This window comes from Streptomyces sp. NRRL B-24484, assembly GCF_000717715.1.
GTDB lineage: Bacteria > Actinomycetota > Actinomycetes > Streptomycetales > Streptomycetaceae > Kitasatospora.
Window position 1 is genome coordinate 64891 of the sequence record NZ_JOAI01000048.1, and the last position, 12373, is coordinate 77263.

12 protein-coding genes are annotated in these 12373 nt (G+C 74.8%); 7 read left to right on the forward strand and 5 right to left on the reverse strand.

From position 1 onward, the window contains the following. Positions 1–50: 50 nt before the first annotated feature. From IE98_RS0133565 to IE98_RS0133580, 4 genes are all read left to right on the forward strand, one after another. On the forward strand, positions 51–2459 hold the full coding sequence (locus IE98_RS0133565) for a glycoside hydrolase family 3 C-terminal domain-containing protein (protein ID WP_052391339.1): 2409 nt from the start codon (positions 51–53) through the stop codon (positions 2457–2459). A 161-nt stretch (positions 2460–2620) separates the two neighbouring features. Further along, the gene (locus IE98_RS0133570; protein WP_030275563.1) at positions 2621–3619 is read left to right on the forward strand and encodes a Gfo/Idh/MocA family protein; all 999 of its coding nucleotides are present in this window, start codon (positions 2621–2623) and stop codon (positions 3617–3619) included. A 23-nt stretch (positions 3620–3642) separates the two neighbouring features. Next, positions 3643–4143 carry an NUDIX domain-containing protein gene (locus tag IE98_RS0133575; protein WP_030275564.1) on the forward strand — a complete coding sequence of 167 codons (501 nt, stop codon included), beginning with the start codon at positions 3643–3645 and terminating at the stop codon, positions 4141–4143. Continuing rightward, positions 4140–4802, forward strand: a complete 663-nt coding sequence (locus IE98_RS0133580) for a hypothetical protein (RefSeq protein ID WP_030275565.1) — start codon at positions 4140–4142, stop codon at positions 4800–4802. The genes IE98_RS0133575 and IE98_RS0133580 overlap by 4 nt, the downstream gene beginning before the upstream one ends. A gap of 44 nt (positions 4803–4846) precedes the next feature. Here the strand turns inward: IE98_RS0133580 and IE98_RS0133585 are convergent, their stop codons facing one another. After that, the gene (locus IE98_RS0133585; RefSeq protein ID WP_030275566.1) at positions 4847–5575 is read right to left on the reverse strand and encodes an SDR family NAD(P)-dependent oxidoreductase; all 729 of its coding nucleotides are present in this window, start codon (positions 5573–5575) and stop codon (positions 4847–4849) included. Positions 5576–5625: 50 nt separating this feature from the next. On the opposite strand from IE98_RS0133585, the gene IE98_RS0133590 reads away from it, so the two are divergent. Further along, positions 5626–6483, forward strand: coding sequence for a helix-turn-helix transcriptional regulator (locus IE98_RS0133590; protein WP_030275567.1), 858 nt, complete (start codon positions 5626–5628; stop codon positions 6481–6483). Positions 6484–6516: 33 nt separating this feature from the next. On the opposite strand, the gene IE98_RS0133595 is transcribed toward IE98_RS0133590, so the two are convergent. Together IE98_RS0133595 and IE98_RS0133600 are read right to left on the reverse strand one after the other, a co-directional pair. Next, on the reverse strand, positions 6517–6954 hold the full coding sequence (locus IE98_RS0133595) for a hypothetical protein (RefSeq protein WP_030275568.1): 438 nt from the start codon (positions 6952–6954) through the stop codon (positions 6517–6519). Between the two features lie 57 nt (positions 6955–7011). Beyond that, on the reverse strand, positions 7012–8241 hold the full coding sequence (locus tag IE98_RS0133600; RefSeq protein ID WP_030275569.1) for a serine hydrolase domain-containing protein: 1230 nt from the start codon (positions 8239–8241) through the stop codon (positions 7012–7014). 215 nt (positions 8242–8456) lie between these two features. Between IE98_RS0133600 and IE98_RS0133605 the strand changes: the two genes are divergently transcribed. Beyond that, entirely contained in the window at positions 8457–9350 is an 894-nt protein-coding gene (locus tag IE98_RS0133605; protein ID WP_030275570.1) for a LysR family transcriptional regulator, read from the forward strand. A 67-nt stretch (positions 9351–9417) separates the two neighbouring features. Here IE98_RS0133605 and IE98_RS0133610 read toward each other — a convergent pair whose 3' ends face one another. After that, positions 9418–9954: a GNAT family N-acetyltransferase gene (locus tag IE98_RS0133610; RefSeq protein ID WP_030275571.1), complete on the reverse strand. Its 537-nt coding sequence runs from the start codon at positions 9952–9954 to the stop codon at positions 9418–9420. A 279-nt stretch (positions 9955–10233) separates the two neighbouring features. Here IE98_RS0133610 and IE98_RS0133615 point away from each other — a divergent pair, with 279 nt between their 5' ends. Beyond that, positions 10234–11871, forward strand: a complete 1638-nt coding sequence (locus IE98_RS0133615; protein ID WP_030275572.1) for a M4 family metallopeptidase — start codon at positions 10234–10236, stop codon at positions 11869–11871. Positions 11872–11955: 84 nt separating this feature from the next. Here IE98_RS0133615 and IE98_RS0133620 read toward each other — a convergent pair whose 3' ends face one another. Continuing rightward, a complete protein-coding gene (locus IE98_RS0133620; RefSeq protein WP_030275573.1) occupies positions 11956–12357 on the reverse strand; it encodes a pyridoxamine 5'-phosphate oxidase family protein in 402 nt (133 codons plus the stop codon). Between the last annotated feature and the right edge of the window lie 16 nt (positions 12358–12373).

Sequence of the window (12373 nt, forward strand, 5' to 3'; positions counted from 1 at the left end):
CCCCCGACTCCCCCGGCGCCACCGACACCGTCGGACCCGAGGTCCTCGACATCGCGCGCAAGGCCCGCCTGGTCTCCGGCGGCGGCACCTTCCGCACCAGCGCCGAACCGGCCCTCGGGCTGCGGCCGATCGTCACCTCGGACGGCCCGATCGGCGTCCGCGGCGAACGCTGGGACGAGACCGACACCGCCCTCGCCCTGCCCTCCCCCACCGCGATGGCCGCCAGCTGGGACGAGGAGCTCGTCGAGCGGCTGGGCGCACTGCTCGCCGCCGAGGCCCGCCGCAAGGGCGTCGACGTGCTGCTCGCACCGACCCTCAACCTGCACCGCTCGCCGTACGCCGGCCGGAACTTCGAGTGCTTCGCCGAGGACCCGCTGCTCACCGGCCGGATCGGCGCCGCGTACGTCCGCGGGGTCCAGGACGGCGGGGTCGCCGCCACCGCCAAGCACTACGTCGGCAACGAGTCCGAGACCGAGCGGCTCACCCTGGACGCCGCGATCGACGAACGCACCCTGCGCGAGGTCTACCTCGCCCCCTTCGAGGCCGCCGTCCGGGCCGGGGTGTGGGCGGTGATGTCGGCGTACAACGGCGTCAACGGCCTTTCCATGAGCGAGAGTCCGCTGCTGGCGGAGCCGCTCAAGGGCGAGTGGGGCTTCGACGGCCTGGTGGTCTCCGACTGGGGGGCCGTCCGCAGCACGGAGACCACCGGGGCGGCCGCCGTCGACCTCGCCATGCCCGGGCCCAACGAGCACTGGGGCGAGCGCCTCGCCGAGGCCGTCCGATCCGGCCGGGTGCCGGCCGCGGCGCTGGACGACAAGGTGCGCCGGCTGCTCCGGCTGGCCCGGCGGGTCGGCGCCCTGGACGGCGCCCCCGCCCGGCCCCCGGTCACGGCCCGCCCGGAGCGGGACCGCGCGCTGCTGCGCCGGGCCGCGGCCGCCGGGGCCGTACTGCTGACCAACCGCGGCGGGCTGCTGCCGCTGGACCCGGCCCGGGTGCGCCGGATCGCCGTGCTCGGGCCCGGCGCGGCCGCCGCGCGGATCCAGGGCGGCGGCAGCGCCTCGGTCTACCCGGCCGCGGTGGTGTCGCCGCTGGACGGCATCCGGGCCGCCCTCCCGCCCGGCGTCGAGGTCGTCCACGCGCCCGGCGTCCGGACCTCGGTGCGCCCGACCCCGGTCGCCGCCGGCGACTGCCGCAACCCGGCGACCGGCCGGCCGGGCGTCCACGTCCGCTTCCTGGACGCCGCCGGGCAGGTGCTGCACACCGAGGACCGGCCGAGCGGACGCTCCTTCGAGGTCGACGAGTCGGTCGACCTCGCCGCCCTGCACAGCGTCGAACTGCGGACGGTGCTGCGGGTCGCCACCGCCGGACGCTGGCGGCTCGGGGTGGTCGGGCTCGGCGCCGTCCGGCTGCGGGTGGACGGCCGGACGGTGCTCGACTGCTACGCGGCGCCGGAGTCCGACGACCCGACGTACCTGCACGTCACGCCGGCGTTCCGGCAGGCCGAGGTGGAGCTCGCGGCCGGGCGGGAGACCGAGGTCGCGGCCCGGCGGATCGTCGAACCCGGTCACGGCCGGGTGGTCGCACTGACCGCGGACGCCCCCGCCGGCACCCCGGAGGAGGAGCTCGCCGCGGCCGTCGAACTCGCCCGCGGTGCCGACGCCGTGATCGTCGTGGTCGGCACCTCCGAGCAGCACGAGAGCGAGGGATTCGACCGCAGCACCCTCGACCTGCCCGGCGGGCAGAACGCCCTGGTCTCCGCGGTGGCGGCGGCCAACCCGGCCACGGTCGCGGTGGTCAACTCCGGCGGGCCGGTGCTGATGCCGTGGCGCGGCGAGGCCGCGGCGGTGCTGCTCGGCTGGTTCCCCGGCCAGGAGGGCGGCGACGGACTGGCCGACGTGCTCTTCGGCCGGGCCGAACCGGGCGGGCGGCTGCCCACCACCTGGCCGGCCACCGGCGCCGGACCCGCCGTTCCCGGCACCCACCCGCAGGACGGCGTGCTCGCCTACCGCGAGGGCCTGCACCTCGGCCACCGCGGCTGGCTGAGGGCCGGCGCCGAGCCCGCGTACTGGTTCGGCCACGGGCTGGGCTACGGGCAGTGGGAGTACCTCGCGGTGGAGGTGCCGCAGCACGTCGCACCGGGCGCCGGGTTCACCGTCCGGACGGTGCTGCGCAACACCGGCCGGCGGGCCTCGCGCGAAGTGGTGCAGGTGTACCTGGCCAGGCCCGGCAGTGCCGTGGATCGGCCGGTGCGTTGGCTGGCCGGGTTCGCGTCCGTCCGGGCCGAGCCCGGGCAGCGGGTGGAGGCCCGGATCGAGGTCGCACCGCGGGCGCTCGCCCACTGGTCGGTCGAGGAGCGCCGCTGGCTGGCCGAGAAGGGCGTGTTCACGGTGCTGGTCGGGCCGTCCTGCGGCGAGGTGCCGCTGTCCGCGGCCGTGGAGGTCCTCGCCGCCGACGGGTGAGTGCTCCGGCGGTGACCGGTGGGCGGACGGGGGTCCTGGCCGCCGGTCACCGCCGGTTAGGCTGACCGGCGATCGGAGAGCGTTTGCCGTGGTGTCCCCCGGGCGCCACCAGGCCCGTGCCGCGCCTCCCGAGCCGTACCGCCGACCCTGGGAGCAGCAGCATGGAGCCCGCCGCCGACCGTCCGATCCGCTGGGGCGTCCTCGCGACCGGTGGCATCGCCGTCTCCTTCACCGAGGACCTGCTGCAGGTGGAGGGCGCCGAACTGCTGGCGGTGGCCTCCCGTTCCGAGCAGGGCGCCCGTGCCTTCGCCGACCGCTTCGGCGTGCCCCGCGCGTACGGGAGCTGGCGGGAGCTGGCGGCCGACCCGGACGTGGACGTGGTGTACGTGGCCACCCCGCACGCCCACCACCACAGCGCCACGTCGCTGCTGCTGGACGCCGGCAGGTCGGTGCTCTGCGAGAAGCCGTTCACGCTGAGCGCCCCGCAGACGGAGGAGCTGGTCGCGACCGCGCGCAAGCGCGGGCTCTTCCTGATGGAGGCGATGTGGACGTACCTCGACCCGACGGTGCGCCGGATCACCGAGCTGGTCGCGGACGGCGCGATCGGCGAGGTCCGGTCGGTGCACGCGGACTTCGCCTTCCCCGCCGAGTTCGACCCGGCGCACCGGCTCTGGGACCCGGCCCTCGGCGGCGGCGCCCTGCTCGACCTCGGCGTCTACCCGGTGGCCTTCGCCCAACTGCTGCTCGGCGCACCCGAGTCGGTGCACGCCTGGGCGCAGCTCACCCCGCAGGGCGTGGACGCCAACACCGCGATCGTGCTCGGCCACCCGGGCGGGGCCACCGCGCTGCTGGGCTGCTCGCTGACGGCGCAGAGCGCGCAGCGGGCGAGCGTCCAGGGGTCGGCCGGCCGGATCGAGATCGAGCGCGACTTCTTCCATCCGGACGGCTTCGTGCTGCACCGCGACGGCCGCGAGCCCGAGGAGTTCCGGGCGGCGCCGCGGCAGGGCCACGGGTACGGGTGGGAGGCCGCGGAGGTCGTCCGCTGCCTGCGGGCCGGACTGACCGAGTCGCCCTTGGTGCCACTGGACGGTTCGATCGCGGTGATGCGTACGCTGGACGCGGTCCGGGACCGGATCGGGGTGCGTTACCCCGGCGAGTGAGCCCCGGCCAGGAGGGGGCTGCCGTGGAACTGCTGCCGACCGCGGAGTTCGTCCGGACGCTTCCGCACGGCACGGTGTTCGCCGCCGCCCATCTCACCGACGCGGACGGGCATCCGCTGATGCTGCGGTCGGTCTACGACCCCGAGTTGTGGCAGCTGCCGGGCGGGAACCTGGACTTCGGCGAGGACCCGTGGGGGTGCGCGAGGCGGGAGACCTGGGAGGAGACCGGCCTGGTGCTGCCGGAGGAGCCGGGCCGGCTGCTCACGGTGATGTTCGCGCCGCCGGTCGGCGAGCTGCCGTTCAAGATCGGTTTCGTCTTCGACGGCGGGGCGCTGGACGCCGACCGGCTCGCGGCCGTCCGCACCGACCCGGCGGAGCACACCGGCTTCCGGGTGCTGCCGATGGCGGACTGGGCGGCCGAACTCACGCCGCGGCGGATGCGCTTCCTGGAGTCGGTGGACCGGGCGCGGCGCACCGGGCAGGCGGACTACCTCTACCTGGGGCCGATGGGCGGCACCAAGTGAGGCTGCCCGTCCAGGTGCACCGGGCGCGGCTCGGTGCGCAGGAGTTCCGGGTGGTCCGGCCGCGCGGCGCGGTGGAGCGGGCGGTGCTGGTCGACCGGGACGACGTCCTGGAGGGCTGGTTCGACCGCGGGGCGGCGAGGACGATCGGCGGGCTGTGGCTGTTGGCGGCGCGCTCGCCGCGGTCGCTGGTCCACGTGCCGATCCGGGGCAACCGGCTGCCGGGGGCGTTCGTGCCTGCGGCGGCCGGGAACGAGCGGCTGGACCTGGTGCTGCTGCACCACTCGCTGCAGTTCGCGCCCTCGCGGTGGAAGGAGTTGCGGGCCCGGCTCGGTGCCGGGGCGCCCGGGACGGCGGACCTGCCGGAGGCGGAGGGGGCCGCGGCGCAGGTGCCGGACGCCGCGCTGGAGGAGCGCCACCACCGGGAGTTCCGGGACCGCTTCCACCAGCAGGTGGCGGCCGGGACGCTGTTCATGACCGGCAGTGCGCGGGCCTTCCGGGAGACCGCGGACCGCTTCCTGGACGTGGCCCAGCACGGCCCCGCGCACGTCCGCGCCCACCCCGCCTCCCCGCACTACTGCGCCGAGATCCACTACCTGGAGGGGCTCATCGCCGACGGCCGCGGCCTGCACCTCGAGTACTGCGAGGACTGGGCGGCCTGACGTACCGTCGGCGGCCCGAAAGGGAGTGCGCGGGCGGGCCGCCGTCAGGCGTCGCGGAGGATGCGGCGGGCGGTGGCCGGGCTGAGGCGGTTGATCGCCAGGAGGGCACGGGAGGCGCCGATCGGGACGGTGCGGCGGCCGGTGCGCAGGCCACGCAGGATCGCGTCGGCGGCCGCCTCCGGGGTGAGTTTGCGGGCCGGGCCCTCGCGGCCGGCGGTCATCGGGGTGTCCACCAGCGGCAGGACGACCTCCTGGACGCGGACGTGCGGGGTGGCGCTCTCGGCCTGGTAGCGCAGGGCGTCGAGCAGGGTGTGCAGGCCCGCCTTGGTGGCGCAGTAGACGGGTGCGCTGCGCTTCGGGGCGTAGCCGAGTCCGGAGCCGACCGCGACGAAGGCGGCCGCGGGGCGGGCGGCGAGGTGCGGCCAGGCCGCGGCGGCGAGTTCGGCGACCGAGGTGAGGTTGACGGCGATCTCGTCGCGGATGCGTGCCAGCAGCTGCGGGTCCGGGCCGTCGGTGAGCGGGGTGGCGTACTGGACACCGGCGTTGGCGATCACCACGTCGAGTCCGCCGAGCCGGGCGGCGGCCTGCTCGACCATGCGGGCCGCCGCACCGGGTTCGGCCAGGTCGGCGGTGAAGGCGAGGTCGGTGCCGGGGGGCACGGTGCGGCCGCAGGTGGCGACGGTGGCGCCGCGGGCGGCCAGTGCGGCCGCGAGGGCCCGGCCGACTCCGCTGGTGCCGCCGGTGACGAGGATGCGCGTGGTGCTGAGGTCCATGGCCGCCATGCTGCCGCCGGGCCGTGACGCACCGCTTGTACGATCGCGCCATGTCCAACCGCCCCGTCGAACCCGGTCGCACCGCGCATCCGGCGATGACCGCGGCGGTGCTGGCCTCGCTGGGCGACCGGGCCGCCTCCGCGCGGACGGCCGAGCGGGTGGCGGAGCTGCTGGCGACGGGGCGGGCCGCGCCGGAGCGGCTGCACGCGGTGCTGGTGGGCACGTTGTGGACCTCCGCGGGCGGGCCCGGTCTGCAGGAGGCCGCGGACCGGCTGCTGGCGGTGTTCGGGACGCCGGAGCCGGCGGCGGGACCGGAGCAGTTGGCGGAGGCCGCCGGACGGCTGGAGGCCTGGCTGCACCTCGGGCACCGGACGCTGCTGCTGGCGGAGCGGGACGGACTGACGATCCGTCATGTCCCGTACCTGGGAAGCGCTCCGGCGGGGGCGGAGTCGCTGTTCGTCCGGGCGGTGCAGGGTGCTGCGGCTCGGGCCCGGGTGGGGCGGCGGGTCCGGGTGCGCGGTGGGAGCCGCGCGGCGGACTGGCGGCTGGAGTGGGACGGCGCGGAGCCGGCCGCGACGGCGGTGGAGCGGTTGCGGGCGGCGGTGCGGCGGGATCCGGCCGCCGGGTGGCGGCTGTCGGTGGCGGCGGGCGCGCTGCAGCTCTCGCCGCGGACGCTGCAGCGTGAACTGGCCCGCGGCGGGAGCACGTTCCGGGCGGAGGTGCTGGGTGTCCGGCTGGACGTGGCCGGGCAGTTGGTCCGCCGGACGGCCCTGCCGCTGGCCCAGGTCGCGGCCATGGCGGGCTTCACCGACCACGCCCACCTCACCCACCGCTTCACCGCCCGCTACGGCTGCACCCCGTCCGCCTTCCGACTCGCCCCTGAGCCGGACCTGACGGCGTTCGGGTGAGTGTGCCGCCGGGCGGGCGGTGGCGCGCCGGACTCAGCCGACCGGGCTGCTGTCGCGACCGGCCGGCCCGACGGCGCCGAGGGCTGCGGTGATCCTGCGCGCGATGTCCGCCAGGACGGGGGCGGGTCGAGCCTCGTGGACCCGGCCGGCTTCGAGGGCGAGGAGGACGGTGTCGCGGAAGTTGTCGGCCTCTGCGGGATCCTGCCGGTCGAGCAGCGCCATGGCTGCGGTGAGGGCCGGCAGCACCTGGTCGGCGAGTTCGGCCACGGACGTGCCGTGCAGGGCCACGCGCTTGCCCTTCGCGGCAAGGACGTGTCCGACCGGCCCGGTCGCGGAGGCCAGGGCGATCGATCCGGCGGCGGCGATCCTGTGGGGGGAGCCGGTGGCGCCGGCGGCGGCCATCAGCTCGACGGCACCGTACGCGGCGGTCCGCAGGGTGGTCCTGTCCTCGTCGGTCAGGGTGAGGGACATCGTGTGCTCCTTCGTCTCCGGCGGGGAAGTCCTGTACGACTGCCTGCCGGGTCGGTGTCAGTAGTCGACGGCCTGGTAGACGGTGGTCCAGAAGTCGTGGATGAGGTGGGCGGCGTTGGGGACGGACAGGCCGACCTGGGTGAGCAGGATCCCGGTGACCCCGTACTCCGGGTCGGCGTAGGTCGAGGTGCCGCTTCCGCCGTCCCAACCGAACTGTCCGACCGGCGCGTAGTCGCCGCGGTAGGTGCGCACCGCCATGCCGAGGCCCCAACCGCCGTGCTGTCCCTGGCCGAAGGACAGGTGCACGTTGTCGAGGGCCATGGCGGTGCGCGCGGCGTTCTGCTCGGGCGTGAGGCGGTTGGTCGTCATCAGGTCGACCGCGGGCCGGGACAGGATCCGCTCGCCCTCGTGGAGGCCGCCGTTCAGCAGCATCCGGAAGTAGGCGTGGTAGTCGTCGGCGGTGGAGACCAGGCCGCCACCGCCGCCCGGGAACGCCGGGGGCTTGCTCCAGCGTCCGTCCGTCGCCTCGTCCCACACCGTGAACCCGCCCGTCCGCGGGTCGGGGGCGTAGAGGGTGGGCAGGCGACCGGTCCTGTCGGCGGGCACGTGGAAGCCGGTGTCCGTCATACCCAGCGGGTCGAGGACGCGCTCGCGCAGGAAGGTCTCGAACGGCAGGCCGGTGACCCTGGCGACGAGCACGCCGAGCAGGTCGCTGCCGATGTGGTACTGCCAGCGCTCGCCCGGCTGGTGCATCAGCGGGAGCGTGCCGAGGCGGCGCATCCATTCGTCCGGCTCGGGCATCGGGGTCGGCAGGTCGGGGGTGAGCCCCTGCTCGAAGACGGCGTTCATGATCGGCGTGCCGAGCGACGTCATATCCATGCCGAGGCCGAAGGTGCAGGTGAGCACGTCCCGTACGGTGATCGGCCGGCGCGCCGGCACGGTGTCGTCCAGCGGGCCGTCGATCCGCTTCAGCACCTGCCGGTCGGCCAGCTCCGGCAGCCACTGCTCCACCGGGTCGTCCGGGCGCAGCCGGCACTCGTCCAGCAGGACCACGGCCGCAGCCATGGTGACCGGCTTGGAGGTGGAGGCCATCCGGAAGACCGTGTCCCGGCGCATCGGCGCGCCGCCGCCGTGGTGCATCGCCCCGAGCGCCTCGACGTGCGTCTCCTCGCCTCGGCTCACCAGCGCGACGACGCCGGGTATCCGCCCCGACTCGACGTGCCGCGCGAGCACGTCGCGCACCCTCTGCAGTCCCGTCTTCGAGAAGCCGGTCGTACGCGTTCCCATCACGGGTCTCCTTGCGTTCGGTGGTCGATCTGCGGCGCGCCGCGGGGGGACCGGCACCCGGCCGGGTCACGCCTCTCGGACACCGGCCCTCAGCCTGGCGGGCGCCCCTGGGGACGAACAACGGCGAAGTCGGCAAGGCTGCGTTGCCCGGCCGGTCATCGATGCGCGTTGTGTCAACGCAGCATTGACCGCTAGGTTCATGATCAGGAGGCGGCATGGAACTGCGCGACATCGAGATCTTCCTGGCGCTGGCCGAGGAACTGCACTTCGGGCGCACCGCCGAGCGGCTGCACATCACCCCGTCCCGGGTCAGCCATGCCATCAAGAAGCAGGAACGGCGCATCGGCGCGCCGCTGTTCGAACGCACCTCCCGCACCGTCCGCCTCACCGCGCTCGGCCAACAGCTGTGCGACGACCTGCTGCCCGCCCGGCTGCAGATCCAGCAGGCCATCGACCGGGCCGTCGCCGGGGCGCGCGGCATCACCGGTCCGCTGCGCGTCGGCTACTCGACTCCCTGGTGCGCCGATCTGGTCCTCCGCGCGGCCGAGGTCCTCCGCAGCCGGCACGCCGGGTGCACCGTGCAGATCCTCGAGATCCAGTTCGACGACCCGCTCGGCCCGCTGCGGCGCGGCGAGCTCGACGTGCAGGTGAGCGAGTTCCCCGTACGCGAGCCCGGCATCACCAGCGGACCCGTGCTGCTCTCCGAGCCGCGGGCGCTGATGGTCCCGGCCGGCCACGCGTTGGCCCGGCGCAGCAGCGTGTCACTGGAGGACCTGGCCGCCGCCCCGCTGATCACCCCGCGGGGCGCCTTCCCGAAATCCCTGCTGGACTTCCACCTGCCCACCCATACCCCGTCGGGGCGTCCCGTCCCCCGAGGACCCGTGTACACGTTCTGGCCCGAGACCACCGCCATGGTCGCCGCGGGTCTCGGCGTGTCGGTCGTGGCCGTGCGCGCCGCGCAGTACCACGACCGGCCCGGCATCACGTTCGTTCCCTTCCGTGACGGGCCGGCCCTCGACTACGGCGTGCTGTGGCCGAGCAACGGGCCGTCGGCCGCCGTCACCGCTCTCGTCGACCTGATGTGCGAACTCGCCGACGAGAAGCCCTGACCCGAGCCCGTCGCGTGATCCGCCGGACAGAACCCGACCGTCCGTCAGGCCGGTCGCTGCCGCACGGTCAGCTCGATGCGCCGCCGGGCCGCTCCGTGCGGAGCATGGAGAAGATCACCTGATCGTGCCACCGGCCGCCGCGCCACTGCGCGGAGCGCAGCACGCCCTCCCGGACGAAGCCCGCTTTCTCCAGGGCGCGCTGCTCGGCGAGGTTGGCGCAGTCCGTCCATGCCTGGAGCCGTTCGGCCCTGGTGTGGTCGAAGAGGTAGTCGGCCAGCAGCTGTTGGGCCCGGGTGCCCGTGCCGCGGCCGTGCGCGGCGGGCACCAGCCCGATCGCCAGGGTCCAGCAGGTGGAGGTGGCGGGCCGTCCCCACGTGCCGGCGAACCACTCGACCCGGCCCACCGTCCGGCCGGCCTCCGCGACGGAGAGCACGCCGCCGTCGGGGCCGAGCAGGCCGTTCTCCGCGAACTGCCGGCGCAGACCGGCCGGTGAGCCGAAGCCGAACCACTGGTACAAGCCTGTTCCCTCCGGCCCGTTGAACTCGCTCTCGAACAGGTCGAGATCGTCGGCGGTCACCGGGCGCAGGGTGATCTCCTCGGGCATGGAACGGCTCCTGATCCTCTCGGCCACGGGGTTCGACCCCGGGTGGCCGGCACGGGCAACGCCCCCGACTCTTCCACACGCGGGTCCGCGCCTCTCGTGACTGTCCCTCACAAGTCTTTCCATGGGCGGTCTTTACGAGAACTGTCCTGGACATGTAAAACAACGTACTCCGGCGGCACCCTCCCGCCGTGACCCCCTCTCAGGTTCAGCGCCAACGCTCCCCGGGCGCCGTGCACACCCCTCGCGGTGCCCGTACCTCCCCACACACCGAGGAGCACGATGCGCATTCCCCGCAGCACTGCCGTGGCCACCGCCGTCGCCGTCGTGGCGGGTGCACTGGTGTCCGTCGCCTCGCCGGCCGCGGGCGCGACCGACCGTCCGACCCCGGCGCCGCAGGCGGCCGCGGTGGCCCGGGCCGAGGCCGCGATGGCCTCGCACGCCGCCCAACTCGGCGTCACCGAAAGCCAGTCCAGCTCCGTCCGGGACGTCGTCACGGATGCCGACGGCAGCCGGCACGTCCGGTTCGACCGCAGCTACGCGGGTCTGCCGGTGCTCGGCGGCGACCTGGTGGTGCACCTGGGCCCGGACGGCTCTTACCGCGGCGCCGACCGGGCCGCGAGCACCGACCTGGCGGTGCCGTCGACCACGCCGTCCGTCCCGAAGGAGGCCGCGGCCGCGCAGGCGAACGGCGAGCTCGTCCGGGCCGTGCCCGGCCGGACCACCGTCCAGCAGGGCGCGCAGCCGCAGTTGGTGGTGGACGCCCGGTCGGGGAAGCCGCGGCTGGCCTGGCAGACCACCGCCGCCGGCACCGACTACCTGGGCAACCCGGTGGCGCGGACGGTGCTGACCGACGCCCGGACGGGCGCCCGGATCGACGCCTGGGACGGCCTGGAGACGGCGGCCGGCGACGGCGCCTCGCTGTACAGCGGGACGGTGCCGCTGGAGACGACCGCCTCCGGCAGCACCTTCCAGCTGAAGGACCCGACCCGCGGCAACACCTACACCGGCGACGCCGCCAACAAGACCGACCTGTGCTTCGGTTCGATCTGCTTCAGCCGGGCGCCCGCCACGCTCTTCACCGACGCGGACAACCACTGGGGCACCGGCGCCAACGCCGACCGGTCGACCGCCGCCGTCGACGCGCAGTACGGCACCAACACCACCTGGGACTACTACAAGAACGTGCACGGCCGCTCCGGCATCGCCGGCGACGGCAAGGGCTCGTACAACCGGGTGCACTACGGCAGCAACTACAACAACGCCTTCTGGCAGGACAGTTGCTTCTGCATGACGTACGGCGACGGCGACGGCTCGACCTTCGGCCCGCTGGTGTCGCTGGACGTGGCCGGGCACGAGATGTCCCACGGCGTGACCTCGCGCAGTGCGAAGCTCAACTACTCGGGCGAGTCCGGCGGGTTGAACGAGGCGACCTCGGACATCATGGGCACGCTGGTCGAGTGGTACGCGGCCAACGCGTCCGACCCGGGCGACTACCTGATCGGCGAGGAGATCGTGCAGCCCGGCTTCGGCAAGCCCGCGCTGCGCTTCATGGACAAGCCCTCCAGGGACACCAAGTCGGCGGACTGCTGGAGTTCGAGCGTCGGCAACCTGGACGTGCACTACTCCTCGGGCGTGGCCAACCACTTCGCCTACCTGCTGGCCGAGGGCAGCGGGGCCAAGGTGGTCAACGGGGTCTCGTACGACAGCCCCACCTGCAACGGGTCGACGGTCGGCGGGATCGGCCGGGACGCCCTGGGCAAGGTCTGGTACCGGGCGCTGACCGTCTACATGACGTCCACCACCGACTACTCCGGCGCCCGGACGGCCACCCTCAAGGCCGCGACCGACCTGTACGGCGCCGGCAGCGCCGAGTACGCGGCGGTCGCCGCCGCCTGGTCGGCGGTCAACGTGAGCTGACCGTCCGCCGCGGACGGACCGCGCCCCGCTCCTCCGGCTCCCGGCCGGGCGGGCGGGGCGCGGTGCGTTCCCGGAAGAGGCCGTTCAGGCGCGGCCGAGGGCGCGGTCGACCCGGATCTCGATCACCACGCGGTCCGGGTTCACCCGCGGCGGACGGTAGCGCTCGGTGTAGCGGGCCACCCCTTCGGCCACCCGCTCCGGGTCCTGGCTGACCGTCGCCACACCCTCCAGGGTCGCCCAGCGGGCCCGGTCGACCTGGCAGAGCGCCACCCGGGCGCCGTCCGGGCCGGCCTCGACCACGTTGCGCACCTTGCGGCTCGTCCGGCTGCTGATCACCCGGGCGGTGAGCGTCTCCGGGTCGAAGGTCGCGCCGACCGGCACCACGTGCGGCGTGCCGTCCGGTCGCAGCGTGGTGAAGGTGCACAGCTGGTACTCCCGCCAGAAGGCGAGGTAGGCGTCGTCGAGCGCGCGCAGGTCATGGGCCATGACCTGCATGTTACGG